This window comes from Kitasatospora sp. NPDC001159 (genome assembly GCF_053598235.1).
In genome coordinates, this window is record NZ_JBSFJV010000025.1 from 1 (window position 1) to 25,833 (window position 25,833).

Annotated in this window: 22 protein-coding genes and 1 pseudogene; 8 read left to right on the plus strand and 15 right to left on the minus strand. The window is 72.6% G+C overall.

All coding sequences use genetic code 11. The features are described 5' to 3' along the window. Window positions 1-99 precede the first annotated feature (99 nt). Window positions 100-894: pseudogene (locus tag ACWC9T_RS15435) on the plus strand (SbcC/MukB-like Walker B domain-containing protein); the annotation flags it as partial. A gap of 10 nt (window positions 895-904) precedes the next feature. Here ACWC9T_RS15435 and ACWC9T_RS15440 read toward each other — a convergent pair. Together ACWC9T_RS15440 and ACWC9T_RS15445 are read right to left on the minus strand one after the other, a co-directional pair. After that, on the minus strand, window positions 905-1,138 hold the full coding sequence (locus ACWC9T_RS15440) for a hypothetical protein (RefSeq protein WP_449821555.1): 234 nt from the start codon (window positions 1,136-1,138) through the stop codon (window positions 905-907). Window positions 1,139-1,147: 9 nt separating this feature from the next. Beyond that, window positions 1,148-2,176 carry a TetR/AcrR family transcriptional regulator C-terminal domain-containing protein gene (locus ACWC9T_RS15445; RefSeq protein WP_449821556.1) on the minus strand — a complete coding sequence of 343 codons (1,029 nt, stop codon included), beginning with the start codon at window positions 2,174-2,176 and terminating at the stop codon, window positions 1,148-1,150. A gap of 211 nt (window positions 2,177-2,387) precedes the next feature. Between ACWC9T_RS15445 and ACWC9T_RS15450 the strand changes: the two genes are divergently transcribed. Both ACWC9T_RS15450 and ACWC9T_RS15455 read left to right on the plus strand, forming a co-directional pair. Beyond that, a complete protein-coding gene (locus tag ACWC9T_RS15450; RefSeq protein WP_449821557.1) occupies window positions 2,388-3,506 on the plus strand; it encodes an FAD-dependent monooxygenase in 1,119 nt (372 codons plus the stop codon). A gap of 135 nt (window positions 3,507-3,641) precedes the next feature. Beyond that, window positions 3,642-4,208: a DUF1990 family protein gene (locus ACWC9T_RS15455; protein ID WP_449821558.1), complete on the plus strand. Its 567-nt coding sequence runs from the start codon at window positions 3,642-3,644 to the stop codon at window positions 4,206-4,208. A 13-nt stretch (window positions 4,209-4,221) separates the two neighbouring features. Here ACWC9T_RS15455 and ACWC9T_RS15460 read toward each other — a convergent pair whose 3' ends face one another. Further along, entirely contained in the window at window positions 4,222-4,677 is a 456-nt protein-coding gene (locus ACWC9T_RS15460) for a YjbQ family protein (RefSeq protein ID WP_449821559.1), read from the minus strand. A 225-nt stretch (window positions 4,678-4,902) separates the two neighbouring features. Continuing rightward, window positions 4,903-5,172 carry a hypothetical protein gene (locus ACWC9T_RS15465; RefSeq protein ID WP_449821560.1) on the minus strand — a complete coding sequence of 90 codons (270 nt, stop codon included), beginning with the start codon at window positions 5,170-5,172 and terminating at the stop codon, window positions 4,903-4,905. 704 nt (window positions 5,173-5,876) lie between these two features. Here ACWC9T_RS15465 and ACWC9T_RS15470 point away from each other — a divergent pair. Further along, window positions 5,877-8,096: a bifunctional glycosyltransferase/CDP-glycerol:glycerophosphate glycerophosphotransferase gene (locus tag ACWC9T_RS15470; protein WP_449821561.1), complete on the plus strand. Its 2,220-nt coding sequence runs from the start codon at window positions 5,877-5,879 to the stop codon at window positions 8,094-8,096. Window positions 8,097-8,181: 85 nt separating this feature from the next. Here the strand turns inward: ACWC9T_RS15470 and ACWC9T_RS15475 are convergent, their stop codons facing one another. After that, entirely contained in the window at window positions 8,182-8,394 is a 213-nt protein-coding gene (locus ACWC9T_RS15475) for an EF-hand domain-containing protein (protein WP_270142241.1), read from the minus strand. A 175-nt stretch (window positions 8,395-8,569) separates the two neighbouring features. Here ACWC9T_RS15475 and ACWC9T_RS15480 point away from each other — a divergent pair, with 175 nt between their 5' ends. Continuing rightward, window positions 8,570-9,238 carry a lysophospholipid acyltransferase family protein gene (locus ACWC9T_RS15480; RefSeq protein WP_449821562.1) on the plus strand — a complete coding sequence of 223 codons (669 nt, stop codon included), beginning with the start codon at window positions 8,570-8,572 and terminating at the stop codon, window positions 9,236-9,238. An 18-nt stretch (window positions 9,239-9,256) separates the two neighbouring features. On the opposite strand, the gene ACWC9T_RS15485 is transcribed toward ACWC9T_RS15480, so the two are convergent. The 3 genes from ACWC9T_RS15485 to ACWC9T_RS15495 all read right to left on the minus strand — a co-directional run bounded on the left by ACWC9T_RS15485 (window position 9,257) and on the right by ACWC9T_RS15495 (window position 12,942). Further along, window positions 9,257-11,095, minus strand: a complete 1,839-nt coding sequence (locus tag ACWC9T_RS15485; RefSeq protein ID WP_449821563.1) for an ABC transporter ATP-binding protein — start codon at window positions 11,093-11,095, stop codon at window positions 9,257-9,259. 164 nt (window positions 11,096-11,259) lie between these two features. Continuing rightward, window positions 11,260-12,033 (minus strand): SDR family NAD(P)-dependent oxidoreductase, encoded by a 774-nt coding sequence (locus ACWC9T_RS15490; RefSeq protein ID WP_449821564.1) that lies wholly within the window; start codon window positions 12,031-12,033, stop codon window positions 11,260-11,262. Window positions 12,034-12,270: 237 nt separating this feature from the next. After that, window positions 12,271-12,942 carry a LysE family translocator gene (locus ACWC9T_RS15495; protein WP_449821565.1) on the minus strand — a complete coding sequence of 224 codons (672 nt, stop codon included), beginning with the start codon at window positions 12,940-12,942 and terminating at the stop codon, window positions 12,271-12,273. 97 nt (window positions 12,943-13,039) lie between these two features. Between ACWC9T_RS15495 and ACWC9T_RS15500 the strand changes: the two genes are divergently transcribed. Continuing rightward, window positions 13,040-14,362 carry an aminotransferase-like domain-containing protein gene (locus tag ACWC9T_RS15500; protein WP_449821566.1) on the plus strand — a complete coding sequence of 441 codons (1,323 nt, stop codon included), beginning with the start codon at window positions 13,040-13,042 and terminating at the stop codon, window positions 14,360-14,362. Window positions 14,363-14,441: 79 nt separating this feature from the next. Here ACWC9T_RS15500 and ACWC9T_RS15505 read toward each other — a convergent pair whose 3' ends face one another. The 3 genes from ACWC9T_RS15505 to ACWC9T_RS15515 form a co-directional block, all read right to left on the minus strand. Further along, window positions 14,442-15,347 (minus strand): SDR family oxidoreductase, encoded by a 906-nt coding sequence (locus ACWC9T_RS15505; protein ID WP_449821567.1) that lies wholly within the window; start codon window positions 15,345-15,347, stop codon window positions 14,442-14,444. Then, entirely contained in the window at window positions 15,344-16,321 is a 978-nt protein-coding gene (locus tag ACWC9T_RS15510) for an alpha/beta fold hydrolase (RefSeq protein ID WP_449821568.1), read from the minus strand. The genes ACWC9T_RS15505 and ACWC9T_RS15510 overlap by 4 nt, the downstream gene beginning before the upstream one ends. 64 nt (window positions 16,322-16,385) lie before the next feature. After that, window positions 16,386-17,957, minus strand: a complete 1,572-nt coding sequence (locus ACWC9T_RS15515) for a flavin-containing monooxygenase (RefSeq protein ID WP_449821569.1) — start codon at window positions 17,955-17,957, stop codon at window positions 16,386-16,388. 227 nt (window positions 17,958-18,184) lie between these two features. On the opposite strand from ACWC9T_RS15515, the gene ACWC9T_RS15520 reads away from it, so the two are divergent. Next, window positions 18,185-18,961 carry a MerR family transcriptional regulator gene (locus tag ACWC9T_RS15520; RefSeq protein WP_449821570.1) on the plus strand — a complete coding sequence of 259 codons (777 nt, stop codon included), beginning with the start codon at window positions 18,185-18,187 and terminating at the stop codon, window positions 18,959-18,961. 45 nt (window positions 18,962-19,006) lie between these two features. Here ACWC9T_RS15520 and ACWC9T_RS15525 read toward each other — a convergent pair whose 3' ends face one another. Further along, on the minus strand, window positions 19,007-19,672 hold the full coding sequence (locus ACWC9T_RS15525; protein ID WP_449821571.1) for an NADPH-dependent F420 reductase: 666 nt from the start codon (window positions 19,670-19,672) through the stop codon (window positions 19,007-19,009). A gap of 124 nt (window positions 19,673-19,796) precedes the next feature. Between ACWC9T_RS15525 and ACWC9T_RS15530 the strand changes: the two genes are divergently transcribed. Further along, the gene (locus tag ACWC9T_RS15530) at window positions 19,797-20,210 is read left to right on the plus strand and encodes a winged helix-turn-helix transcriptional regulator (RefSeq protein ID WP_449821572.1); all 414 of its coding nucleotides are present in this window, start codon (window positions 19,797-19,799) and stop codon (window positions 20,208-20,210) included. A gap of 323 nt (window positions 20,211-20,533) precedes the next feature. On the opposite strand, the gene ACWC9T_RS15535 is transcribed toward ACWC9T_RS15530, so the two are convergent. The 3 genes from ACWC9T_RS15535 to ACWC9T_RS15545 form a co-directional block, all read right to left on the minus strand. Then, the gene (locus ACWC9T_RS15535) at window positions 20,534-22,132 is read right to left on the minus strand and encodes a M4 family metallopeptidase (protein WP_449821631.1); all 1,599 of its coding nucleotides are present in this window, start codon (window positions 22,130-22,132) and stop codon (window positions 20,534-20,536) included. A gap of 647 nt (window positions 22,133-22,779) precedes the next feature. Beyond that, window positions 22,780-24,669: a serine/threonine-protein kinase gene (locus ACWC9T_RS15540; protein ID WP_449821573.1), complete on the minus strand. Its 1,890-nt coding sequence runs from the start codon at window positions 24,667-24,669 to the stop codon at window positions 22,780-22,782. A gap of 113 nt (window positions 24,670-24,782) precedes the next feature. Then, the gene (locus tag ACWC9T_RS15545) at window positions 24,783-25,706 is read right to left on the minus strand and encodes an alpha/beta fold hydrolase (RefSeq protein ID WP_449821574.1); all 924 of its coding nucleotides are present in this window, start codon (window positions 25,704-25,706) and stop codon (window positions 24,783-24,785) included. Window positions 25,707-25,833: the final 127 nt, after the last annotated feature.

Here is a 25,833-nt window from a genome sequence, read left to right on the forward strand (position 1 = left end):
GTCGTCCTCGCCCCGGGTTGCCCCCGGAGACAGCGCCCACCCACCGGGCGCGGTCCGTACAGGACCGGCCGACGAATGGCGGTCGACTCTGCACGGCACCGCGCGGAGTCGGCCGCCGTGCAGCACGAGCTCGCGCTGCCCGAACTGGCCGAGGCCGCGGCCCGTCCGCCGGTCGACCTGCCCGCCGCCGCTGCCGCGCTCGGCGCCGCCACCGACCGGCTCGGCCGGGCGCACGCCGCCCGGTCGGCCGCCCGCGAGCGCTGCGGTGCGCTGGCCGTGATCGGGCGGCAGCTGACCGAACTGGCCGGGGACCTCGCCCCGGCGCTGGAGCGGTACGGGCGGATCAACCGGCTCACCGCGCTCGCCGCCGGCACCTCCACCGAGAACCGGCTGCGGATGCGCCTGGAGTCGTACGTCCTGGCGGCCCGGCTGGAGCAGGTCGCGGCGGCGGCCAGCGACCGGCTGGTCCGGATGTCCGGCGGCCGCTACACCCTGGTGCACAGCGACGACCGGGGCACCGGCAACAAGCGCTCCGGCCTGGCCCTGCGGGTGGTCGACGCCTGGACGGGCACCGAGCGGGACACCGCGACCCTCTCCGGCGGCGAGAGCTTCTTCGCCTCGCTCTCCCTCGCCCTCGGCCTGGCCGACGTGGTCACCGACGAGGCGGGCGGCATGCCGCTGGACACCCTGTTCATCGACGAGGGCTTCGGCACCCTGGACGAACAGTCCCTGGAGGAGGTGATGGACGTCCTCGACGGCCTGCGCGAGCGGGACCGCGCGGTCGGCATCGTCAGCCACGTCGCCGACCTGCGTAGCCGCATCCCCGCCCAGCTCATGGTCCGCAAGGGCCGCCACGGCTCCACCCTCGCCCTGGCCACCCGGGAGGACGCCTAGGAACGGCCTGTCAGCCCGAACACGCCACCCGCTGCGCCTGCTGCCAGGCGCACACCGGGCACAAGGTGCTGCCCGGCTGATCGGCCGGCAGCTCGGTCGGCTCCCCGCACCGCACACAGTCGGCCCGCGGCCCGGTCGCCCCCGGGTCGGGCCGCAGCGCGGCCTCCGCCGAACCGTCCGGCGCGAGGTCACACACCGCCGCGCCCTCGGTCACCACCGCATCGTCCGTCGCGCTGTCACTCATGCCGCCTTCCTACTCCCCGCCCCCGCCCCGCGGCAAGACGCCCCCGCGGAGACCCCCGGCCCGGGCCCGGACCGCCTCGATCATCGCCCCGACCCCGTCGAGCATCGGCCCCAGCCCGAACGCGAACAGCGAGTCCAGGTCCAGGTCGTAGCCGTCCCCGACGCTCCCGACGGTCCGCGCGAACACCGGGTGCCGCTCCCCCGCGACCAGCGCCGCCAGTGCCGGGCCCTGGTGGTCCATCCACTGGTCCTCGGTCAGGCCGGTTCCGGACTCGGCCTGGGCCTCCCGTTCCAGGTGGACGGCGACGCCCTGGACGTAGCAGTAGAGCAGGACGTGCAGGTCGAGCATGGTCGCGGCGTCCAGACCGAGGCCGTCCAGCGCGGCGAGCGCCCACTCGGCGTGGTCCATCAGCGCGGGCAGCATCAGCGGCCGGGTGAGCGCGCCGACCTGCGCGAGCCACGGGTGGCGGCGGTAGATCCGCCACAGGGTGTGCGCGCCGAGTTCCAGGCGTGCCCGCCAGTCCCCCGTCGGCTCGGCCGGGTACGTCTCCTCGCCGAAAGCCGCGTCCGCCATCAGCAGCACCAGGTCGTCCTTGCTCGGCACGTACCGGTACGGGGACATCGCCGCCACGCCCAGTCGGGCAGCGACGCTGCGCATGGAGAGCGCGGCGAGGCCCTCGCGGTCGGCGATCTCCAGAGCGGCCCGGACGATCGTCTCCCGGCTCAGCTCGACGGCCGCCCCCGAGGCCGCCGAAACGGCGGTCGGCGAAGCCTCTGCCGGAGGAGCGCTCGGACGACGCCGAGGTGCCTGGCGGGCCGCCACCACCGTGCCCACCCGGGGCAGGGTCTCGACCAGGCCTTCCAGTCGCAGGGTGGTGAGCGCCTTGGTGGCCGTGGCGAGCGCGACGTTCCACTCCCGGGCGATCCGCCGCGTCGAGGGCACCCGCTCGCCCGGTACGAGCGTGCCGTCCGTGATCCGCTGGGTGATCTGGTCGACGATGCGCCGGTAGGGCGGGACGGGCTCGGGCGTGGAGACCATGCGGCCGGCTCCCTCACGTGATGCGGATCTCTTTCCGCGATGACCGGTGCTGTACTAGCTCAGACCCTACCAGCGACACTCCCTCGAATCCGTCGACTGCACTAGCTCAGCAGCCGAAAAGCGGCCCTTGGCAGCCCTGCACGTACGCCGTACATTCAGGGCGCGTACACCGTACGAGCGCCATCGGCGCACCAACAGCAGGGAGCTGTCAATGAAGTCCGTGCTCATCTCTGGCGGCGGCATCGCGGGCCTCGCGCTCGCCGTCTCGCTGAGCCGTCGAGGCTTCGCCCCCACGGTCGTGGAGCGGGCCGACGGGCTGCGCGGCGGCGGGCAGGCGGTGGACGTCCGCGGGGTCGCGCTGGAGGTGGTCGATCGGCTCGGGATGCTGGAGGAGGTCCGCGCCCACCGCACCCGGATGCGGGGCATGTCCGTACTGGACGGCGACGGCCGGGAGATCCACCGCTCCACCGAGAGCACCTTCAGCAGCGGGCGACTCGACAGCGCGGACATCGAGCTGCTGCGCGAGGATCTCGTCCGCGTGCTGCACGAGCGGGCGGCGGCGGAGGGCGTCGAGTTGGTCTACGGGGACACCGTCACCGCGCTCGACCAGGGCGCGGACGAGGACGGCGCCTTCAGCTGCTTCGAGCGCGCCGAGCCTCGACGCTTCGACCTGGTCGTGGGGGCCGACGGCCTGCACTCGACCGTGCGCCGGTTGGCCTTCGGGCCCGAGGAGCGCTTCGCCCGCCACCTCGGCATGCACCTGGCGATCTTCAGCGCGAACAACTTCCTCGCCCTGGAGGACTGGCAGCTCTGGCTGCGCGAGGGCGAGGCGGGCTACGGCGTCTACCCGGTGCGCGGCAACTCCGAGCTGCGGATCAGCTTCGGCTTCGCGGGCGAGCCGCTGCCGGCCGGACGGCGCGATCCCGAGGCGCAGAAGGCCCTCGTCGCCGAACGGATGACCACGTTGCGCTGGGAGACTCCGAGGCTGCTGAAGGCCCTGGCCGAAGCGCCGGACCTCTACTGCGACTCCATGGCGCAGATCCACCTGGACCGCTGGTCACGGGGCCGGATCGTCCTGCTCGGGGACGCGGGTTACTGCGCGTCCCCGCTGTCGGGTCAGGGCACCAGCCTCGCCCTGGTCGGCGCGTACGTGCTGGCCGACGCCCTCACCCGCTCCGGCGGGGAGCACCGCGCCGCCTACGCCGAGTACGAGCGGCGGCTGCGCCCTTTCGTCCGGCTCAGTCAGGCGCTGGCCACCGAGAACCCGGGCGGGCCGGCTTCCGAGGAGTCGGTGGAGCGGGCGAAGAACGCGATCGCACTGGACGGATGACGACTGACAGATGACGGCGAACAGATAACAGGCGACGGATGACAGATTTCGACATCTGTCATCCGTCGCCTGTTCGCCGTCATCCGAACCGCCCCACCCGCAGAGCGCCTCCGCCCCCCGACTACCGTGGCCGACATGGTCGCCGATCTCCACCGACGTCTGCATGCCGCCCGGGCCACCGCCCCCACCTACGCCGAGGTCGGGGCCACCCGGGGCGGTCGGCTGCCGGACGGGTACGCACATCTGCGGCGACGGATCCACCTGGGGCACGGGCCGGAGGTGCTGGAGCGGGCCGGGCGGCATGTGCTCGGCTGGGGCAGCCAGTTGGGGACGGGCTTCACGGTGTGGCCGGGTGAGCCGGCCCGGGAGGGGGCCACCGTGCTGCTGCGGCTGAACCTGCCGGGCACCCGGTGGCCACGCCTGGTGATCCCCTGCCGAGTGGTGTGGACGGTGGCGGAGCCGGACCGGATCGGCTTCGCATACGGAACGCTTCCCGGGCACCCGGAGTGCGGCGAGGAGTCGTTCCTGGTGTCGTTGGACGCCGACGGCGACGTGTGGTTCGAGGTCGCCGCGTTCTCCCGGCTCTCCGCCTGGTACGCCCGGCTGGGCCGTCCGGTCGCGCTGCTCTGCCAGCACCTGGCGATCGAGCGTTACCTGACCGCCGTGGCCGAGCACGTCGCCGACGCCACCCGGGCCCGCTGATCGCCCGGGCCCGCTAGCCCAGGAACGACAGCCGGACGGTGCGGCGCGGGTTGTCCCCGTTGGTGTCGATCAGCACCACGGACTGCCAGACGCCGAGCGCCAGCTGCCCGCCGATCACCGGCAGGGTGGCGTGCGGGGCGACCAGGCCGGGCACCACGTGGTCGCGCCCGTGGCCGGGACTGCCGTGCCGGTGGCGCCAGCGGTCGTCGGCCGGGAGCAGGTCGCGCAGGACGGCGAGGAAGTCGTCGTCGCTGCCCGAGCCGGTCTCCAGGACGGCGATCCCGGCCGTGGCGTGCGGGACGAACACGTTGAGCAGGCCGTCGCGTCCGGCGGCCCGCTCGTTGAGGAACACGGCGCAGCGGTCCGTGATGTCGAGCGCGACCTCACGGCTGCCGGTGGTGATCTCCAGGGTGGTGGTCTGGAACGAGCCGGTTGAGCCGGTCGACGTGGAGTGGTTGTTGTCCGCCATGGCGCCATCCTGACCCAGGTCAGTGGGCCGGACGTATTGCCTCGCCGTCTGCCCTTGCCAGGGAGGCAAACTCGCATAGGGTGAGAGGTTCAGACCAAATCGGCGGGTGGATCCACCGTGCGACGGGTCTGCCCGCCAGCGGACTTCCGGATACGACGAAGACCCGACGGACCGGTTGGTCCGCCGGGTCGAGTCGGGCCCGGGTCGGCCGCGACCGGGAGGCCGCTAGCCGCGCCCGCCGAAGAGGCTGCGCCGCAGCCGACGCAGCGGCGCCAGCAGCGAGACCCGGGTGTGGCGACGACGGGCCGCCGCCGGGGTGTTGGCGCCGCGCGGCGTCAGCTCCCTTATCAGCCCGAGCGCCTCGGCGGTGTCCACCGCCGGGAGTGCGGGCGCGCCGAGCACGGCCAGGTGTCGCTCGATCCGGCGGCCGGTCGCACCGACACCGCACTGGATCGCCGGCACACGGGGCCGAGTCCGCACTTGCATGTGTTCCATCAGTTTTCCCACCCCTACGAGGCGCCAGGGCCGTGAGGCGAAGACTATCCGTGACAGACGGCCTTCGCGCAACCGTCCTTGGTGTTGTGCCACCGTATCGTGCAGCGCCAACTGACGATGCACCAGGGGCCATCCCTCCGGTCACGACTAGGCATCAATGATGGTGCACGACCCGCGGGCCGTCAGCAGGGCCAGGAGGCATCGGCCCGGCGCCCGTTCGCGCGGCATGCGCCGGGCGCACGGGGCGTCCGGACGGTCTCGCGACCGTGTCGATGAGTCGCCCCCATATAGGGGACAGCCGCAAGGTCGACAAAACGATCACCGACGGGGCGATCGGCGCCACCGGGATGCTTCATGAAGTGAACACATTCGAGGGATTGACTCGCGTCGATCCTCCAAGCAATATCTGTTGCACGCACCAGGTGCCCGCACCGCACCCAGGCGCGTGTTCGAGTGATGAAATGACTCGATCAAACTCCGGCTCCCGCGAGCCACTGCCCGGTCACCTCGACGCTGCGGTGGCCAGGCTCGCAGGGTGCCCGGACCGGCGGCCGGCCGTAGAGGGTCGGCCGGGCCGCCACCAGACTGCCGGTGCCGCCCCGCTCGGGGCCCGGCACCGGCGGTTCCGGGCCCGGCCCCCGCCGCCCGCCACCGACCGGACGTCCCCGCAGGTCGCGCCCGGCGGATCGGTAGACTCAGCCAGCGTGTCCCTCCTCCTCAGCATCGTGCTTCCGGTCCACGGCGTGGAGCGGTACCTGCCGCGCTGCCTCGACTCCATCCTCGGCGAAACCCGTGCCACGGAGACCCGCTTCGAGGTGATCGCGGTCGACGACCTCTCCCCCGACGGCTCCGGTGCGATCCTGGACGCCTACGCGGCCCGCGACCCCCGCCTGCGAGTGCTGCACCTCACCGAGAACCAGGGCCTCGGCGGCGCCCGGGCGGCCGCCCTGCCGCTGGTGCGCGGCGAGTACGTCTGGTTCGTGGACAGCGACGACTGGGTGCCCGAGCGGACCATCGGCGTGATCCTGGACGAGCTGGAGCAGGAGCGCCGCCTGGAGACCCCCGCCGACGTACTGCTCACCGACTTCACCCACGTCTACCCGGACGGCGGGACGGAGCCCAACCCCTGGCGGCACGTGCTGGTCGGCTCTTCGTTGGTCGAGGGCTGCACACTGGCCGAGCACCCGGCGCTGTTCCAGACCGTGATGTCAGTGTGGAACAAGGTCTTCCGCCGCGCCTTCCTGGAGGGCCTGGGCGTCACCTTCGGCCGCGGCTACTACGAGGACATCTCGGTCACCTACCCCGCGCTGCTGGCCGCCGAGCGGCTGCGCTACCTCGACCGCCCCTGCTACTTCTACCGGCGCGGCCGGGACGGCGCGATCACCGCGACCGCCTCCCCCAAGCACGCCGACGTCTTCGCCCAGTACGACGCGATCTTCGCCTTCATGGACCGGTGGGGCAGCCAGGACGGCCCGGACCACGCCGGTCGGCCCGTCCCGGAGTCGCTGCGCACCCTGGTCTTCGACCGGACCGTCCGCCAGGCGCTGAACGTCTACGACACCCCCGGGCTCGTCCCCGCCGACCGGCGCAAGGAGTTCTTCCGCCGGATCTCCCAGCACTTCGAGCGCCACCGCCCGGCCGGCTACCGCTTCCCCGGCGGAGTGCGGGGCGTGCAGTACCGGCTGGCCGCGCGCGGTGCCCGGATCGCGTACGCGGAGCTGCGCCGCACTGGCCAGCTGCCGCGCGAACTCAAGCGCGGGGCAAGGTCGGTGGCGCCCGCGGTGAAGAAGGGTGTGCGCAGCGGCGCCCGGTTCACCGCGTACAACGCCTTCCGCCGCCTCCCGCTGGACGAGCACCTGGCGGTCTACGCCGCGTACTGGCACCGGGGTTACGCGTGCAGCCCGGCGGCGATCTACGAGAAGGCGAAGGAACTCGCCCCGCAGATCCGGGGCGTGTGGGTGGTGGAGAGCCGTACCCAAGCCGCCACCATGCCGCCCGGCGTGCCGTATGTGATCGTCAACACGCCCGCCTACCTCAAGGCGATGGCGACCGCCAAGTACTTCGTCAACAACGTCAACTTCCCGCGCACGATGGTGAAGCGGCCGGGCACGGTGCACGTCCAGACCCAGCACGGCACCCCGCTCAAGGCGATGGGCATGGACCTTCGGAAGCGCCCGGAGGCGGCCGAGGGGATGGACTTCGACCGGCTCCAGGAGGCCATCGACCGCTGGGACTTCCTGGTCTCCTCCAACCCGCACACCAGCGAGCACTTCACCCGGGCCTTCCCGGGCCGGTACGAGATGCTGGACACCGGCTACCCGCGCAACGACCGGCTGGCCAACGCGACCCCGGAGGAAGTCCGGGCGATGCGCGAGCGGTTCGGGCTGCGGCCCGGAACCACGGCCGTGCTGTACGCGCCGACCCACCGCGGCGGCAAGGGCGGCTACCTGCCGCTGCTGGACGTGGAGGAGCTGGCCCGGCGACTGGGTCCGCGGTACACGCTGCTGGTGCGCACCCACTACTTCCACGCCGGCGGCCCGGGCGACCTGACGGCGGGTGAGGACGCGGCGGAGATCGTGGACGTGTCGGCGCACCCGACCGTGGAGGACCTCTACCTGGCCGCGGACGCGCTGGTGACGGACTACTCGTCGATGATGTTCGACTACGCGGTGCTGAACCGCCCGGTGGTCGTCTTCGCGCCGGACTGGGAGGAGTACCAGCGCGAGCGCGGCGTGTACTTCGACCTGTTCGAGGAGCCGCCGGGCGCGGTCACGACGGACGCGGACGGGCTGGCGCGGGCGCTGCGGGCGGGCGATCCGGAACCGGCGGCGCGGGCGAGGTTCCGGGAGAAGTTCTGCGTCTGGGACGACGGCGGGGCGGCGGAGCGGGTGGTGCGCCGGGTGTTCCCGGTCGCGCACGGCTGACCCGGCGGGGCCGACCGGGTAGGGCCTCGGGCCTGCGGACGGGGCCGGTGCCGCCGGTACGGCGACCGGCCCCGTCAGCGCGGGTTCAGCGCTGGCGGGCGGCCAGGAACTCCTCGAAGTCCAGGTAGCCCTGGTGACGGGTGTCCATCGCGTGGATCAGCGCCTCGGCCATCGAGATGGTGACGCTGTGGTCGCCCATCTCGTTGGCGGCCAGCGCGTACTCGGCCGCGGTGATCTTGCCGTCGCCGTTCTTGTCGAAACGGTCGAACATCTCCTTGATGGCCTCGACGCTCTCCATCGTTTCCTCCTGGGTACTGCGGGGTCGTGCTCGGTTCGGACGGCCGTACCCTACCCGGCCGTGGTGCGCGCCACGGCGGGCGGGAGTGGACGGGCGCGGGGGTGGGTGTCGTAGTCTGCGGATCTGATTGCGGGCCCGGGCACCTCCCGGGCGGTCGTTCGTCCAGGGAGGGAACATGCTCGATCTCGTCACCAGGCTGGTGCTGAAACCCGTCTCGCGCGGCATCTGGCGCCCGGTCATCGAGGGTGCCGAGAACGTGCCGCGCAAGGGCGGGGTGATCCTGGCCAGCAATCACCTGTCGTTCATCGACAGCGTGGTGATCCCGCTGACCGCCCCGCGCCGGGTGCACTTCCTCGCCAAGGCCGAGTACTGGACCGCACCGGGCCTCAAGGGCCGCATCTCCAAGGGCTTCTTCGAGTCGATCGGCGCGGTGCCGGTCGAGCGCGGCACCTACCGTTCCGCTCAGGCCTCGCTGGAGTCGGCGCTGGAGATCCTGGAGGACGGCAAGGCCTTCGGCATCTACCCCGAGGGCACCCGGTCCCTCGACGGCCGCCTCTACCGGGGCAAGACGGGCGTCGCCTGGCTCGCGCTGACCGCCGGCGTACCGGTCGTGCCGGTGGCCCTGGAGGGCCCGGAGCAGATCCTGCCGGTGGGCAAGCGCGTCCCGCGGATCAAGAAGGTGACCGTCCGATTCGGCGAGCCGCTGCACTTCGACGAGTTGCACGGGCAGGCCCGCTCGCTGAAGGCCCGTCGCCAGGTGACCGACGAGGTGATGGCGGCGATCCAGCGGCTCTCTGGCCAGGAGGTCGTGGAGAGCTACAACGAGGTGCCGAAGGCGGCCTGACCGCCCTCCCCGAAGGCCTTACGCGTGTCCGACGGCGGCCTCCGGCAGGGAGGCCGCCGCGTCCGGCGCCTCCCGGCGCAGCAGCGCCGCGTACCGCCCGTCCAGCTCCACCAGCTCCTCGTGGGTGCCGAGCTCGACCACCTCGCCGCGGTCGAGCACGGCGATCTGGTCGGCGGAGCGGACGGTGGAGAGCCGGTGCGCGATGGTGATGGTGGTGCGGCCGGCGGCCAGGGTGTCCACGGCCTGCTGGACGGCGCGTTCGGTGCGATTGTCCAGCGCGCTGGTGGCCTCGTCCAGGATCAGCACCGGCGGGTTGCGCAGGATGGTGCGGGCGAGTGCGAGGCGTTGCTTCTCGCCTCCGGAGAAGCGGTAGCCGCGTTCGCCGACCAGGGTGTCGTAGCCGTCCGGGAGGGCGGCGATGGTCTCGTGGACCTGCGCGGCCCGGGCGGCCTCGACCAGTTCGGCGTCGCTGGCCCCGGGCTTGGCGAAGCGCAGGTTCTCGGCGACCGAGGCGTGGAAGAGGTAGGTCTCCTGGGAGACCACGCCGACCGCGCGGGCCAGGGTGTCGAAGGACAGCTCGCGCACGTCCACGCCGTCCAGGGTGACGCGGCCGCCGGTGACGTCGTACAACCGCGGCACCAGGTAGCTGAGGGTGGTCTTGCCGGAGCCGGTCTCGCCGACCACGGCCAGTGAGCTCCCGGCCGGGACCTTGAGTTCGACGCCAGCCAGGGTCGGGCGCTCCTGCTCGGGGTCGTAGCGGAAGCCGACGCCCTCGAAGCGGACCTCGCCGCGGATGTCGGTCAGGCTCACCGGGTGCGCCGGCTCGTCGATCTCCACCGGCAGGTCGAGGTACTCGAAGATGCGCTGGAACAGCGCGAGCGAGGTCTGCACGTCCACGCCGGTGGAGAGCAGGCTGACGGTCGGGCGGAACAGACCCTGCTGGAGGGTGACGAAGGCGACCAGGGTGCCGACGGAGACGATCGGCGCGCCGGCGGCGGAGGTCAGCCCGGCCGCCCAGTAGATCAGCGCGGGCATCGCGGCCATCACGATCTGGATGGTGTTCATCCGCCAGCGCCCGGCCATGCTGGCCCGCACCTCCAGGTCGGCGAGCTGGTCGGACTGCCCGGTGAACTCCCGGGCGAGCGAGTCGGAGCGGCCCATCGTGCGGCCGAGCAGGATGCCGCTGACCGAGAGCGACTCCTGGACCGCCGAGCTCATCGCGGCCAGCTGCTTCTGCCGCTCGGTGGTGATCTTCTTGCGCTCCTGGCCGACCCGCCGGCTGATCCAGACGAACAGCGGGAGCAGCAGCAACGAGACGACGGTCAGCCGCCAGTCCAGCGCGACCATGGCGACGATCGAGGCGATCACCGCGGTGAGGTTGGAGACCAGGCTGGTCGCGGTGGAGGTCACCGTGGACTGCATGCCGCCGATGTCGTTGGCTATCCGGGACTGCACCTCACCGGTGCGGGTGCGGGTGAAGAAGGCCAGCGACTGCCGCTGCAGGTGGCTGTAGACGGAGGTGCGCAGGTCGTGCATGACCCGCTGGCCGACGGTGGTGGAGATCAGCGTCTGCAGCACGTTGAAGACGCTGTTCACCACGGCGGTCAGGATCATCCCGAGCGCGAGCAGGCTGAGCAACCCGGTGCGGCCCTGCGGGATGGCGGTGTCCAGGACGGCCTTGAGCAGGAACGGGGAGACGACCGAGACCACGGCGGAGGCGGCCACCAGCAGCCCGACGGTGGCGAGGCGGCCGCGGTACGGGCGGAACAGCGCGAGGATGCGCCGCCACTGGGCTGGCGGGCGGGGATCGCCCTCGGCGTGTTCGGGCGGGGTCCAGTCGATGGCGGCGGGCCTCAAGGACGGGCCTCCCTGGGTCGGGCGCGCGGGGGCGTGGGGCCGGGCGCGGATGCGGCGGTCGGGTGGATGCCAGCATAGCGAGACTAACTCATAGTTAGGCAAGCTAATAGTGAGGGCGCCTCCATTCCCTCGCCGCTGCGATCCCCCGACCGACCGCCGGGGCCTCAGTTCGTCCGGTAGGTGCGCGCCGCCCTGGAGGACAGGCCGCCGAGCTTGCCGGAGGGCAGCATCCGGGCGATGGCCACCGCCGCCTTGTAGCGCTTGCCCGGCACCGACAACGACCTGCCGCGCGCCAGGTCGCGCATCGCCTCGTCGACCACCCGCTCGGCCGAGAGCCAGGACCAGGACGGGATGTTGCCGGTGCCCATGCCGGCCCGCTCGTGGAACTCGGTCCGGGTGAAGCCCGGGCACAACGCCATCATCCGCACGCCCGTACCACCGAGGTCACGCAGCACGCCCTGGGTGAAGCTCACCACCCACGCCTTGCTCGCGCCGTACGTGCCGCGCGGCAGGAAGGCCGCCACCGAGGCGACGTTGACGATCGCGCCCCGGCCGCGCTCGCGCATCCCCGGGAGGGCGGCCGTGGTCAGCCGCAGGACCGCCTCGATGTGCACCTTCAGCATGTCCAGCTCGGCCTGGAGCGGCACGGCCCCGAAGGCGCCCTTGTTGCCGAAGCCGGCGTTGTTGACCAGCAGGTCCACCGGGCGCTCGGCGTCACCGAGCCGGGCCTCGACGGCGACGATGCCCTCATCGGTCGAGAGGTCGGCGCGCAGCACCTCCGCCTCGATGCCGTACTTGGCGTGCAGGTCGGCGCTCGCGCGCTCCAGGCGCTCGGCGTCCCGGGCCACCAGGACGAGCTGGTAGCCGCTGCGGGCGAGCCGGCGGGCGAACGCGGCTCCGATGCCGGCGGTCGCGCCGGTGATCAAGGCTGTGGTCATACCCCTGACCGTACCGACTCGCCGCAGCCGAGCCCACACCCAGGGCGACTCCCCTGCTCGGCGGGCCGCGGATACAGGCTGTCGGTCGTGCTCGCGGTGCCGGACGGGAGCATCGCCCGACCGGGTGATGAAATCCGGGCGAGGAGGCATGTCCGATGCCTGCTCAGTTCCGGGCCGAAACCGCTTCGGCGTCAAACGGCGCGACGCTCACCGAGGCCGAGACGCCAGTCGTACCGATCAGGCCGCGCCGGCCTTGGCGCGGTCGGCGGCGATGTGCACGGCGAGGCCGCCGAGGACGGTGCCCATCGCGTAGCGCTGGACGCGCAGCCAGGCCGGGCGGCGGTTGAGGAAGTTCGCGATGGTGCCCGCGCTCATCGCGATCAGACCGTTGACGGTGACCGCGATCACGATCTGGGCCAGTCCCAGCACCAGGCTCTGCAGGGCGACGTGGCCGCGCTCGGGCGCCACGAACTGGGGCAGCAGCGAGATGTACATGATGGCGATCTTGGGGTTGAGCAGGCAGGTCAGGAAGCCCATCGCGAACAGGCGGCGCGGTGGGTCCGGGGGCAGCTGCTGCGGGGCGAAGACCGCCGTGCCGCCCGGCTTGACCGCCTTCCAGGCCAGCCAGAGCAGGTAGCCGGCGCCGGCCAGCTTGATCGCGGTGTAGAGAGCGGGCACCACCGAGAAGACGGCGGCCACCCCGGCGGTCACCGCGACCAGGTAGACCAGGAAGCCGACCGCGACGCCCACCAGCGACACCAGCCCGGCGCGGCGGCCCTGCGCGATCGAGCGCGAGACCAGGTAGATCATGTTCGGCCCCGGCGACAGCGCCATGCCCAGCGCCACGGCGGCGATGCCGAGCACGGCGCGGCCGTCCACGGCGGATATCAACGCGTCCAACTCGCTCATGGGAGGAGGCTAGAGTGCGCAGCGAGCTCGATGCAATGATGACTTTGCACTCGGTGCAATGCTGCATCGCTCAGGACCCGGGAGGAGCTGACCGCCGGTGGAGGACTACCGCCTGATCGCTGACGGGATCGCCGCCGACATCGCCGACGGACGGCTGCGACCCGGCCAGCAGCTGCCCACCCAGCGCGCCTTCGCCCGCAGCCGGGGCATCGCCAACTCGACGGCGACCCGGGTCTACCGCGAGCTGGTCCGACGCGGGCTGACCGTCGGGGAGGTCGGGCGCGGCACCTTCGTCCGGGCCGGGCGGGCTACGGACGACGGGCGGGTCGCGCTCACCGAGCCCGCCGTCGTGCCGGTCGACCTGGAACTCAACTACCCGACCGCACCCGGGCAGGCCGAGCTGCTGGCCGACGGGCTGGCGCCGCTGCTGCGGGCGGACGCGCTGGGCGAGGCACTGCGGCCGGTCGGCGCGGTCGGGACGGGCGCGGCACGGCGCGCCTTCGCGAGGCTGTTGTCGACGGACGCCTGGCCGGTCGACCCGGAGCACCTGCTGTTCTCGGGCAACGGGCGGCAGTCCATGGCGGGGGCGCTGTCCGCGCTGGTCCCGCCGGGGCAGCGGCTGGGGGTGGAGGCGCTGACCTATCCGGTGGTCAAGGCCGTGGCGGAGCGGCTGGGCATCCAGCTGGTGCCGCTGGCGATGGACGAGGACGGCCTGCTGCCCGAGGTCGTGGCGGCGGCCCACCGTGCGGCGCCGCTGCGCGCGGTGTACGTGCAGCCGCGACTGCAGAACCCGACCGGGGCGAGCCTGCCGTACGAGCGGGCGGCCGCGCTGGCCGGGGAGCTGCGCCGGCTGGACCTGCCGGTGGTCGAGGACGCGGTCTGGTCCTTCCTGCGGCCGGGGCTGTCACCGCTCGCCGCGCTGGCACCCGAGCGGACCGTCCTGGTGGACAGCCTGTCCAAACGGCTCGCCCCGGGGCTGACCACCGGGTTCGCGGTCGTCCCGGACGGGGTGCGCGAGCGGGTGGCGGGCGCGCTGCGAGCGGGCGGATGGGCGCCGAGCGGCTTCGCGCTGGAGGCGGCGGTGCGCTGGATCGGGGACGGGACGCTGGCGGCGGTCGAGGCGGCGAAGCGCGCGGACGCGTCGGCTCGGCAGGCGCTGGCGCGGGAGGTACTGGCGGGGCAGCGGCTACGGGCGGACCCGTGCTCGTACTACCTGTGGTGGGAGCTGCCGGGGGCCTGGCGGGCGGAGACCTTCGTCGCGGCGGCGGCGCGGGCGGGAATCTCGGTGACGCCTGCGGCGGCGTTCGCCGTCGACCCGCGGAGCACGCCGTCGGCGGTCCGGATCGGGCTGGCCTCACCGCCGCCGCCGGCGCTGGCGCGGGCGTTGGGGGTGCTGGCGGGGATCGCGACGGGCGGCTGACAGCTGACAACTTACAGATTTCAGATTTCAGATTTCGAAATCTGTCAGTTGTCAGCTGTGGTCCGTCAGCTGTCGACTGTCAGTCGTCCGCCCCCGCCCGGCTCCCCCGCGCCGCCGTGTCCGCGGCGCCACCGGCCCCGACGGCGCGCAGCCGGGAGGCGGCGGTCGCGGCGAGCTGCGGGGCGATCCTGGCGACGTCGCGGGAGCCGACCACCGCGATCAGGCTCGGCAACAGCCAGCGCACCGGCTGCATGCCGCGCAGCCAGGCCTGGGCGTACACATGGGGGGACCGGCGGGTGATCCCGGCGACGATCCGGTCCACCGCGGGCTCCAGCGGATACGTCTTGTTGGCCGGCCACGGCAGTCGGCTGCGCATCTGCTTCAGCACGGCGTCCTGGTCGGCGCCGCGCACCATGTCGGTGTCGGTCCAACTCAGGTACCCTACACCGACCTTGACCCCCTGATAGGCGACCTCTGCGCGGAGCGAGTGGGCGAAGGCCTCCACCCCGGACTTGCTGGCGCAGTACGCGCTCATCAGCGGCGCGGGCGTCAGCGCGGCAAGCGAGGCGATCTGCAGCAGGTAGCCGCGGCTCTCGGTGAGCGCCGGCAGGAAGGCCCGCGCGGTGGCGACGCTGCCGAGCAGGTTGACCTCGATGACCCGGCTGAACGCCCGGTGGTCGCTGTCGGTGAGCGGCCCGCCGATGGCGATACCGGCGTTGGCGACCACGGTGTCGATCCGCCCGTAGTGCTCCTTGATCCGGCGGGCGATGTCGCTGAGCGCCTCCACGTCGGTGACGTCCACCTCCCAGGAGGTGGCGGCCGCGCCGCACTGCGCCGCGACGGCCTTCAGCTCCTCCGGCTCCAGCCCGAGCAGCGCGACCTTGGCTCCGCGCCGGGCGAGCTTGCGGGCCAGCGAGGCCCCGACGCCGCGGGCGGCCCCGGTGACCACCACGACCTGTGCAGACAACGGCGGGATGGCGTTCATGCGACGGTGGTCCTCTCGGCGGTGGAAGCAGCGGCGGCGGGAACGGCGACGGGGGTTTCGGCGGCCAGGTGCGCGGCGGCCATCCGGTGGATCTCGGCGGCGACCTCCACCGGCCGCTCCAGCGGCGCCATGTGCCCGACCCCGGGAAGCAGCAACAGCCCCTGCGGGTCGGCGAGTTCAGCGACCATCCGGTGGGCGTGCACGGGCGGGGTCAGCCGGTCCGCGGTGCCGACCACCACGGCGGTCGGCGCGGTGATCTGGCCGAGCCCGGCGCGTACGTCCAGCCGGTCGAGCACCCCGGCCCAGTGGGCGCGGACCGCGGTCGGGCAGGCGTGCACGATCCGGGCCGTCGCCTCGACCTGACCGGCGGGCGAACTCGGCCCCATGGTGCCGTACTTGAGCGCGGCGCGGCTGACCGGCGTGACCGGCCCGAGCGGCATCCGGGAGCGCAGCAGCTGCCGGTGCAGGAAGCGCCGCAGGCCCGGGGCACGTACGCCCTCCGGCAGGACGGTGAGTTCGGCGACCAGCTCGGCCGGGCCGGTGGAGATCAGCACATTGGCGGCGGTGCGCTCGGCGACCTCGGGGCGATCGCCGGCGGCCATGATGGTCATCCCGCCCATGCTGTGCCCGGCCAGCACCGCCCGCTCCCCCGTTGGAACGGTCCGCGCGAGCACGGCGGCGAGGTCCTCGGCGAGCGCCCGGGTGGAGTAGCGGGCCCGGCTCGGCGGGATCTCGCTGTGCCCGTGGCCGCGCTGGTCGTAGGCCACCACCCGGTAGCGGTCGGAGAGTTCGCGGATCACGGGGGCCCAGAAGGCGGTCGAGCAGGTCCAGCCGTGGGAGAGCACCACGGTGGGCGCGCCGGGCTGACCGTGCACCTCGACGTGAAGCCGGATGCCGTCGGCCGAGCGGACGCTCAACTCCTCGACGGGCGTGGGCGGCACGTACTCGGCGGGCAACTGGACGGCGGCACTCATGCGACCACCTCGCTTCGCCCGGTCGGCGCTTCGCACAACACGCACCTCTTCGTGATTCGCTCGCTCATGCGGAAACCTCCTGTACGGCAACGGCGTTGGCGGGTGCGGCGCGCATGATCAGCTCGTACTCGCCGAGGTCGACCTTGCGGGTGGCGCGACGGAAGGACGTCGTGGAGCCGGGCCAGAGCACGGTGTTCCTGCCACTCGGGTCCAGGTACCAGCTACGACAGCCACCGGTGGTCCAGACGGTGCGGTCCATCCGGTGCTGCAGTTCGAGGTTCCACTGCCGCTGGGCCCGGGCGGTGGGCTGCATCGCGGTGGCGCCGACCGAGCTGAGCGTGGTCAACGCGTCGATCAGGTAGTTCAGTTGGGACTCGATCATGAGGATCATCGAGCTGTTGCCGAGACCGGTGTTGGGACCGATCACGAAGAAGAGGTTGGGGAAGCCACGCACGGTCGAGCCGCGCAGCGCCTCCATGCCGTCCTTCCACTCCTCGGCGAGGCTGGTCCCGTTCACGCCGAACACCCGGGAGCCGATGGGCATGTCAGTGACGTGGAAGCCGGTGCCGAAGACGATGGCGTCCACCTCGTGCTCGCTGCCGTCGGCGGCCACCAGGGTGGAGCCGCGCAGTTCACGCAGGCCGGAGGAGACGACCTCGGTGTTGGCGGCGGCGAGCGCCGGGTAGTAGGTGTTGCTGAGCAGGATGCGCTTGCAGCCGATCCGGTAGTCCGGGGTGAGCCTGGCGCGCAGCGCCGGGTCGGCGATGCCCTGGGCGATGTGGCGTTCGGCGAGCTGCTGGACCACCCGCAGCATTCCGGGGCGGCGCACGAAGGCGTCCACCTGGAGCTCACGCAGGGCGAAGAGGGTGCCGCGACGGATCTTGGCGGTGACCGGGAGGCGACCGTGCAGCCACTTCTCCAGCTGGCTGATCTCCCGGTCGCGGCGCGGCAGCACCCAGGCCGGGGTGCGCTGGAAGACGGTGAGCCTGCCGACCCTGGGCTGGATCGACGGGACGATCTGGGCGGCCGAGGCGCCGGTGCCGACCATCGCGACGCGCTTGCCGGCCAGGTCGAAGTCGTGGTCCCAGCGGGAGGAGTGGAAGACCTTGCCGGGGAAGCCGCCGAGGCCCGGCAGGTCGGGGATCTGCGGGTCGGCGAGCGGTCCGGCGGCGGACACGATCGCGTCGGCGGTCCACTGCCCGGCCGAGGTGGTGATCCGCCAGCGGGTCTGCTCGTTCTCCCAACGAGCTTCCAGCACCTCGGTGTTGAAGCGCAGGTGCGGACGCAGGCCGAAGACGGTGGCGACCTTCTCCAGGTAGGCGCGGATGTCCGGCTGGCCGGAGAAGCTACGCGGCCAGTCGGGGTTGGGCGCGAAGGAGAAGGAGTAGAGGTGCGAGGGCACGTCGCAGGCACAGCCGGGGTAGCTGTTGTCGCGCCAGGTGCCGCCGACGGAGTCCGCGCGCTCCAGGACGACGAAGTCGGTGATCCCGGCGCGGCGCAGCCGGACCGCGGCGCCGAGGCCGCCGAAGCCGGAGCCGATCACCGCCACCCGGACGTGCGGGACGGTCTCCTGCGCAGCAGTGGTGTCGGTCCCTGCGGACGCGCCGGAGCGGGGGCGCTTGCTGCTGGATGCCATGCGGCAACCTCCTGAGGGTGGGGCGGTGATCGTCGCACTCTCCCGAGGCGTCTGCCCCGGAATCTCCCGGGGCTCGCCTCCGGGACCCTGCCAATCGCGCCAGTAATTACTGGCATGGTTGGCAGAGTAGTCCTTGCTGACACTGGATGGAAGAAGCCCGACGGCCCCGATTCACCGGAAGTTCCCGAAGGATCCCCAGCCGACTCCACGGACCTATGCTGATCGCCGTGGACAAGGTCAGAGCTGTTGCGGACGACAAAAAGCGCGAGTACCGGGTGGAGGAACTGGCCGAAGCGGCCGGGATCACCACGCGCACGCTGCGCTTCTACCGCGAGCGCAAACTGCTCCAGCCGCCCCGCAAGGAGGGCCGGATCGCCTGGTACGGCGAAGAACACCTCGCCCGGCTGCGGATGATCGGCGAACTGCTCGAACGTGGCCACACCCTGGGCGGGATCGCCGAACTGATCGGCGCCGGGGAGAGCGGGCGGGACGTCGCCGAGCTGATCGGGCTGGAGGCGGCGATCGTCGCGCCTTGGTCGGACGAGACCCCGGTGCGCCTGGACTGGGACGAGCTGAAGACCGCCTTCGGGGACCAGCTCACCGAGGAGAACACCGCCGAGTCGATCGCCCAGGGCTACATCACGGTCGAGGAGGACGGGATCACCCACGTCAGCCGTCGGCTGATGGACGCCACCACCGAGCTGGTCGCGGAGGGCGTGCCGCTCTCCGCGGTGCTGGACGCCAGCCGACGCACCCGGGAGCACGTCGACGCCATCGCCGAGATCTTCATCGAGGTGGTCAGCGCGCACCTGCTCAGCGCGCTCTCCGGCGAGACCCCGCTGGCGCCTGGCGAGGCGGCCCGGCTCACCGAGCGCATCCTGCGGGTCCGGCCGCTCGCCCGTACGGTCGCCGACGCCCAGTTCACGCTGGCGATGGACCGACTGGTGAAGGCCGAGTACGCCGAACTGCTGCGCCAGCGACGGGAGTACGGCTCCGAGGCGTAGCGGGCCTGCCGGGCGGGCAGGGATTCCCGCGCCCCGTCCGCCCGCCTAATCGTCGTCGTCCAGCGCCCCCGGCGCCAGAGCCGGCGACGGGAAGACGTGCCGCGCCTCGCTGCCGGACCACCAGACGCCCACCGCGAACACGGCCGTCGCCTCCAGCAGCCCGGCTCGGTCCAGGCCGCCGCAGTCCACCGGCGCACACCCCGTTGAGGCCACCAGCTCGGCGGCCACGGCACCCGCCGCCGGATCGTCCGCGCAGTACGGAACGCCGAGCGAAGCCCCCTCGAAGTCCGGCCGCGGCAGGGTCCAGATGCTCTCGTGGCAGATCCCGAACACCTTGGCCACCCGCGCGTCCGGCGCCGCCGAGGCCAGCCGCCGGGCGATCGAGTCGTCGGCCCCCGCGGTGGTCAGCACCGGCCCGCCCGCGCCGGGGGCCATCGGCACCGTGCAGTCCAGCAGGGTCCGACCGGCCAGTTCGCCCGCCAGCGGCGCGACCACCGGCACGGCCGCCTCCGCGGGAACCGCGACCAGCACGGCCTGCCCGAACCGCGCCGCCTCCGCCAACTCACCACCGCCCAACGCGCCGAGCGAAGCGGCGAGTTGCCGAGCCGCCGCCACGTCGCGCCCGCCCACCAGAACCTGGTGTCCGGCCCGCACCCAGGCTCCGCCCAGCGCCGCCGCCATCGCGCCCGTACCGAGAATGCCGATCCGCACGGTCCATCCCTCGCATTCGTGTTGCCCGTCACCGGCGGCCGCCCTCCGCGAACCGCCGTGCCCCGGACGCTAGCCGGGCCGATGCACACCGCCCGGTACGCAACGGATCGGGCAGGATGGGCACATGAGGAGCGAGGGCCGGGGCGACGCCGGGGACGGGACGGGCGAGGACCTGGGCGGCGGCGTGTTCGCCGCGGACTGCCGCGCCCGGTTGGCCTTCGAGGTGATCGCCAACCGCTGGGACAGCGTGGTGGTGTACGTCCTCGGCGAGCGCGGGCCGATGCGCCCCCGGGCCCTGCTGGACCGGATCGGCGGGATCAGCCCCAAGGTGCTCAATGAGACCCTGCGCCGACTGGAGTACAACGGCCTGGTGGAGCACCGCCGTTACGCCGAGGCCCCGCCTCGCGTCGACTACACCCTCACCGCGGCCGGCGCCGCCCTGATCGGCCCGATCCGCGCGCTCGGCGCCTGGGCCGCCGTCCACGGCGACGCCGTCCTCGCGGCCCAGGAGCGCCACTGCGGCGCCGGGACGCACTGACGCACTGACGCACTGCCAGTCGGGGCGAGGTCTGCGCCCACCTGGGCGGGCGCGGCGTCGCGTTGCTCCACGGCCCGGTGGACCGGCCGCAGGGTCGGCGGACGGCGGCCTTCGCCCACCCGGCCGGCCATGCGTGGGAGGTGGCCCAGGACCTCGACTGACCCGACCCCACCGGGGACACGCGAAGGCGGGGACGACGGTGGTCCGCACACCGTCGCCCCCGCCGTCAGCCCGGCCGGCAGGCACCCCCACGCGGCCTGGCAACTCGGACGTGCCTCGGGCCGGCCCTGCCCAACTCAGGACCGACCCGGTTCAGGCCCGAGTCAGTTGACGTTGACCGCGGTCCAGGTGGCCGCGACCGCGTTGTACTCCGCGCTGTTCGCGCCGTACAGGTCCGATGCCGCACTGAGGGTCGCCGCACGGGCGCCCGCGTAGTCCGTCGTGGACGTGAAGTACGTGGTCAGCGCGCGGTACCAGATCTGCGCCGCCTTGTCCCGGCCAATGCCCGCGAGCGTCGAGCCGTCGGCTGTCGGGCTGTTGTAGTTGAACCCGTTGATCGTCTTCGCGCCGCTGCCCTCGGACAGCAGGTAGAAGAAGTGGTTCGCCACACCCGACGAGTAGTGCACGTCCAGGTTGCCGACGTTCGGGTCCCAGTTGTCGGCGGACTGGCCGTCCTTGCTCGGCTGGTCCATGTAGCGCAGCGGGCTACCGTCGCCGCGCAGGTTGATCAGCTCGCCGATCCAGTAGTTCGGCGGGTTCGAGGGCAGGTTGGCGTACCACTCGACCATGGTGCCCATGATGTCCGAGGTGGCCTCGTTGAGGCCGCCGGACTCGCCCGAGTAGTTGAGCGCGGCCGTCGCGGCGGTGACGCCGTGGGTCATCTCGTGGCCGGCCACGTCGATCTCGGTGAGCGGGGCGGCGTCGCCGTTGCCGTCGCCGTACGACATGCAGAAGCAGTCGTCGCTCCAGAACGCGTTCACGTAGTTGGAGCCGTAGTGCACCCGGCTGAGGGCGCCGACACCGTCGTTGCGGATGCCGTTGCGGCTGAAGGTGTTCTTGTAGAAGTCCCAGGTGGTGGCGGCACCGAACTGGGCGTCCACGGCGGCGGATTCGCGGTTGGAGGCGGTGCCGTCACCGAAGCTGTTGTTGGGGTTGGCGAACAACGAGCCGCTGCCCGAGGTCCCGTTGTTCATGTCGGTGGTGGACTGGCCGCCGCGGGTGGTGTCCTTGAGCTCGAACTGCGAGCCGTTCTGGTTGGTGGTGAGCTGGACCTGGCCGACGAAGACGCCGTTGCCGGTGCCGGCCGCGGTCTCGATCTTCTCGTGGGTGGAGAGGACCTGGCCGCTCGTGGCGTCGGTGATCAGGATCTGGCTGCTCGGGGTGCCGTCGGCGCGCATGCCCTCGACCGTGGTCCGGTACGCCAGGCGCGGGTTGCCGTCGGTGGCCCAGACGACCAGCTCCGGCGTGCCGGTCTGGTGGACGTCGGCGATCGGGGACTCGTCGGAGTCGACGGTGACCCCGACGGTGGCCTTGACCGCGCCGCTGGCCTGGTCGGCGGCCTTGTCCGCGGGGATCTGCGGGGTCAGGCTCGGCAGCGTGATCTGGGTGGAGACCGCCTTGTTCACCGACTTCACGGCACCGTCGGCCTTCTGGTGCACGACCAGGTCGCCGCCGATCACCGGCAGACCGGCGTAGGTGCGCTCGTAGCGCAGGTGCCGGGTGCCGTCCTTGTCGAGGACGGCGTCCTTGGCCACCAGCTTCTCCTGGTCGCCGAGCCCGAGCGCCTTGGCGATCGGGCCGGACTGGCCCTTCGCCACCGCGACGACGGCGGCGTGCTGCTGGGCGGCCTGGGCCTGGAGCGAGGGGGCAGCCGGCGACGCCTGGGCGACGGAGGTGCTCACCTGGATCACACCGGTCAACATGGCCGTGGCCGAGAGAACGGCGACAGCCGCGAGCTTTCGCTTCACGTACGAGTCCTTCCGGGAAACCGCGTGTGGGCGCGGTCGCACCGCGTCCCGGGGGCCGGGCTCGGCACCTGTGGGGCGGAACGGGCGCTGACGTGCTGAAACCCCGTGCGGTCGAGCGGCTCGCCACCAAGGGGTGGGGGTGGGGGCTACCGCTGGGGGATGACCAGAAGCATGACAATCCAGCAGGTGAAATGACAGGTCTACCTCAGATGTTGGCCAAGTCCCGCCAGTTGGTAAAGCAGGTCAAGTGGCAGTCAAATCGGAGCAATTCACCCCACTGAACGGTGGATTCAGGCCCGAACAAAGGCCGACCGCCTGCACCGACACCTGAACAGCCGTCAACCCCCAGAAAGGCGATCAGTCCCGATCATCAATCGATCGACTTTTACAAGTGTGTAGAGGTTTCCATACACACCCTTGACATGCCGATGGCGAGGTCCCGCCACCGGTACCCCTTGCCCCGCGGACCGGGCACCTGCTATTACATCCGCCCCCGGTTCGGTTCCCGCGGACCCGCCGATGCCGCCGCTCCCGGCCCTTCCAGCAGCGGCCCTTCGAGCGCCCCGGTGCGCGGATCCAAGGGGCGGCGCCCCGGTCCGCCGTCACTGGAACCGCCACTCCTGCGCCGAATTGCCGGGGGTGCAGGTGACCATGGTGATCTCGTTGCCGGGGCCGTTGTCGGTCATGCAGGACTGGTTCTGGTAGTCGCCCAGGGTGTACGAGCCCGCGGTGCTGCCGTTGCGGACCGTCCATCTGGTCAGGAAGCTGTACCCGTTGTTCAGCACGACCTTGCCGTCCATGGTCTGGACGAGCATCGGGCCGCCGTTGTTGCACGCGTTGATCACAGTCCAGCTGCCCGGGTCGATGGAGCGCACCCAGCCGTACTGCGCGGCGCCGCCGAGCACGATCGGGTTGTCGCCGCTCAGGTTGTCGTTGCGCATCCCGATCGGACGACCGTCCTTGGCGCTGACGATGGTGCTCCAGTTGCTGCCGCCGCAGGACGCGGGCCGGGAGGGGGTCTGCGGGGCGGGCGGGTTGCCGCCGGTGGTGGTCTGGCTCGGCTGCTGCGGCTTGGGGTCCGGCGGGTTGACCGGTCCTCCCCCGCCACCGCCGCCGGCGGGCTGGCCGGCCTGACCGCCGCCGGATCCACCGGACGCCGTACCGCCATCGCCGGGGCCGGAGTTGGCGCCCCCACCTCCGCTGGTCCGGACCGGCTGGGCGCCGCCGCCCCCGCCCTGGCCGGCGACCGGGACGGGCACCTGCTGCTGGTTCGGCTGCCCACCGGGCGTCGGCTGGTCGGCGGCCGGGGCGGCCGGCGGGCTGTCGGTCGGCTGTGGGGTGGCGGGCGCGGTCGTGGTGGCCGCGGGAGTGGTGGCGGTCCGGGCCGCCGGAACGGTCACCACCACGGTCGGCTGGACGGCGGGCGGCGCGGCCGCGTCGGAGTTGCCGGGACCGCGGTCGATCAGCAGGGCGGTCGCCGTGCCCATCGAGATGACGATCGGAACGATGACCGGGACCAGCAGGGTGCGCCCCGAGCGGCGCTTGCCCGGCTCGGTGTCCGCCTGCGGATCCACCTTCACCACCGGGTCCGCACCGCCCGCGCCGGCCCCCGCCGCCCGCAGGTCGATCGTCCCGCTGTCCGCCGGCTTCCACGGCACCGCGGGCGCGCCGATCGCCGCCCGGGCCGCCGCCGCCATCTCGGCGGCGTTCTCGTACCGGTCCTCGGGGTTCTTGGCCAGCGCCCTGGCGACCAGCTCCCGCACCGCCGCCGGGAAGGTCGCCGGCAGCTCCGGCACCGGCTGGTTGACGTGCTTGAGCGCGACCTGTAGCGGCCCCTCGCCCAGGTACGGCACCTGACCGACCAGCAGCTCGTAGCAGACCACGCCGATCGAGTAGAGGTCCGAGGCGGGCCCGGTGCTCGCGGACGCGGCCTGCTCGGGGGACATGTACGCCGCCGTGCCGATGATCGCGTACGGGGCGGTGAGCTTGGTGCTGGCGATCGCCCGGGCGATGCCGAAGTCGGTGATCACCACCCGGTCCTCGGGGCCCACCATCAGGTTGGACGGCTTGATGTCCCGGTGCACGATCCCCCGCCGGTGCGCGGCGTGCAGCGCGTCCAGCGCGTCGGCGAGCATGCCGAGGGCGCGCTCGGCGCTCATCGGCCCGCTCTCCTTGAGCACCTGGTTCAGCGGACGGCCCTCGATCAGGTCCATCACGATGTAGGCGCAGCGCTCGTCGCCTTCGCCGCCGCTCTCCCCGTAGTCGTGGACGTCCACGATGCCGGGGTGGTCGATCGCGGCGACCAGTTGGGCCTCCCGGCGGAAGCGCTGGACGGCGGTGCCGTCCTCGAACAGGTCCGCGCGCAGGATCTTGATCGCAACCTGCCGGGCCAGCACCTCGTCGTCGGCCCGCCAGACCGCGCCCATGCCCCCGCCGCCGACCTTCTCGACCAGCGTGTACCGCCCGCCGAGCACGGTGCCCGTGCTACTCATCGACCTGTCCCCCCAGGTGTCATGACCCGCCCCGGCGGGTCGTCGGCACACAGTGTGCCAGAGCGTGCCGCGACCCCAGCAGGCGCTGTTCGGACGGACATTGGGAGGATTCGTCAGGCGTCCCGGATGTTTCGGGCATGCTCGGACACCTCCAGGACGGCCGCGATGACGGCGCGCGGCTTGTCGGCGTGGACGGCATGCCCGGCACCGCTCACCACGATGTGGCCGCCCCGGGCGGCGTTGGCCGCGATCCGGGACTGCAGGGCCGTCCAGCGGGCGCGCATGGCGCGGGGCAGTCCCTCGGTCGCGCTGAGCACGGCCACCGGCACCTCGGGCAGCCGGCCGGCGGTGCGTCGGCGGCGCAGCTCGGGGACGGCGAGGCCGGTCATCCGGTTCTCGCTGAGGACGGTCCGCCGCTGGTGCGGATGGGCGACGACGGCCGCCTCGGCCCGGGCGAGCGCGTCGTCCGCACCCGGCCCCACCGGCGGTGCCAGCACCGTCCGGAGCAGCCAGAGGCGGATCAGCACCGCCTCGGCGGCGCCGATGGCCGGCGGCCGGAACTCCTCGTGGGCCGGGTCCACCAGCACCAGGCCGGCCACCAGCTCCGGCCGCTGCCAGGCGAGGAGTTGGGCCAGCTGGCCGCCCCAGCTGTGCCCGACCAGGATGGCCGGTCCGGCGTCCAGGTGCCGCAGCAGGGCGGCCAGGTCCCCGATCTGCGCCTCCAGGGTCAGGCCGAGGGTGCGGTCGGGCTCGCTGGCGCCGAGCCCGGCCCGGTCGTACGCCACGACCCGGCCATGCTCGGCGAGTGCGGGCAGCACCGGGGCCCAGGTGAGCGAGGAGGTGCCGCTGCCGGCGATCAGCACCACCGGCGCACCGGTGCCCGAGCCGGCCTCCACCCAGCGCAACGCCCGTCCGTCGCGGTCGAGTTCACCCGGCCACACCTTGGCCGGGGTGCGCTCGGCGAGGACCTTGGCGATGGCTTCCTGGACGCCCTGCAGGCCCCCGGGCTCGACTCGCGTTTCCCACCTGGTCTGCACGTTCGGTTCCCCCCTGGATCCGTCAGCGTGGACTCCTGCCCCTTCGCGGCAGGAACCCGACGCTGACTGCCCGGGGGCACCGGCGCCCAAACACCAGTGGCCTCCGGGGAGGTCGGCGACGCCCGCC

Excerpts from the sequence above, each read along its gene's own strand:
- ACWC9T_RS15510 (WP_449821568.1), bottom strand. The coding sequence starts at position 16,321 with ATGAGTGCCGCCGTCCAGTTGCCCGCCGAGTACGTGCCGCCCACGCCC.
- ACWC9T_RS15445 (WP_449821556.1), bottom strand. The coding sequence starts at position 2,176 with ATGGTCTCCACGCCCGAGCCCGTCCCGCCCTACCGGCGCATCGTCGAC.
- ACWC9T_RS15465 (WP_449821560.1), bottom strand. The coding sequence starts at position 5,172 with ATGGAACACATGCAAGTGCGGACTCGGCCCCGTGTGCCGGCGATCCAG.
- ACWC9T_RS15480 (WP_449821562.1), top strand. The coding sequence starts at position 8,570 with ATGCTCGATCTCGTCACCAGGCTGGTGCTGAAACCCGTCTCGCGCGGC.
- ACWC9T_RS15440 (WP_449821555.1), bottom strand. The coding sequence starts at position 1,138 with ATGAGTGACAGCGCGACGGACGATGCGGTGGTGACCGAGGGCGCGGCG.
- ACWC9T_RS15505 (WP_449821567.1), bottom strand. The coding sequence starts at position 15,347 with ATGAACGCCATCCCGCCGTTGTCTGCACAGGTCGTGGTGGTCACCGGG.
- ACWC9T_RS15515 (WP_449821569.1), bottom strand. The coding sequence starts at position 17,957 with ATGGCATCCAGCAGCAAGCGCCCCCGCTCCGGCGCGTCCGCAGGGACC.
- ACWC9T_RS15450 (WP_449821557.1), top strand. The coding sequence starts at position 2,388 with ATGAAGTCCGTGCTCATCTCTGGCGGCGGCATCGCGGGCCTCGCGCTC.
- ACWC9T_RS15455 (WP_449821558.1), top strand. The coding sequence starts at position 3,642 with ATGGTCGCCGATCTCCACCGACGTCTGCATGCCGCCCGGGCCACCGCC.
- ACWC9T_RS15460 (WP_449821559.1), bottom strand. The coding sequence starts at position 4,677 with ATGGCGGACAACAACCACTCCACGTCGACCGGCTCAACCGGCTCGTTC.
- ACWC9T_RS15490 (WP_449821564.1), bottom strand. The coding sequence starts at position 12,033 with ATGACCACAGCCTTGATCACCGGCGCGACCGCCGGCATCGGAGCCGCG.
- ACWC9T_RS15495 (WP_449821565.1), bottom strand. The coding sequence starts at position 12,942 with ATGAGCGAGTTGGACGCGTTGATATCCGCCGTGGACGGCCGCGCCGTG.
- ACWC9T_RS15475 (WP_270142241.1), bottom strand. The coding sequence starts at position 8,394 with ATGGAGAGCGTCGAGGCCATCAAGGAGATGTTCGACCGTTTCGACAAG.
- ACWC9T_RS15535 (WP_449821631.1), bottom strand. The coding sequence starts at position 22,132 with ATGTTGACCGGTGTGATCCAGGTGAGCACCTCCGTCGCCCAGGCGTCG.
- ACWC9T_RS15540 (WP_449821573.1), bottom strand. The coding sequence starts at position 24,669 with ATGAGTAGCACGGGCACCGTGCTCGGCGGGCGGTACACGCTGGTCGAG.
- ACWC9T_RS15530 (WP_449821572.1), top strand. The coding sequence starts at position 19,797 with ATGAGGAGCGAGGGCCGGGGCGACGCCGGGGACGGGACGGGCGAGGAC.